Raw genomic sequence first — 258 nt, 5'->3', positions numbered from 1 at the left:
ACTCCCCAGCGCATCTTCTTGCGGATCATCCAGGAGATCTCCCTCGGCTTCTGGGTCAGCAGCACGAACGACAGCCCGTTCCGGCGGAAGTCGACGTACTGCTGACTGACGGCATCGATTTTCGTCGAGAGACCTCCGTTATCGTTCGATGCGTGATGTTTGAACAGGTTGCTCGCCTCGTCGCAGACCCACGTCGTCCGCATCGAGCGCTTCTCGTTGACGTTGTGATGAACAAGCCAACTGAACCACCAGTGGCTC

The 258-nt window shown here is 57.8% G+C and carries 1 pseudogene; it reads right to left on the bottom strand.

Annotation, left to right across the window (positions count from 1 at the left end):
* A pseudogene (locus EXE45_RS21545) lies at positions 1-258 on the bottom strand (hypothetical protein); the annotation flags it as partial.

Origin of the sequence: Halorubrum sp. SP9, assembly GCF_005435015.1 — an archaeon.
GTDB classification, from domain to species: domain Archaea; phylum Halobacteriota; class Halobacteria; order Halobacteriales; family Haloferacaceae; genus Halorubrum; species Halorubrum sodomense.
Note: the sequence above shows the minus strand (reverse complement) of the source record. Positions and strands in the feature narration are given on the sequence as shown.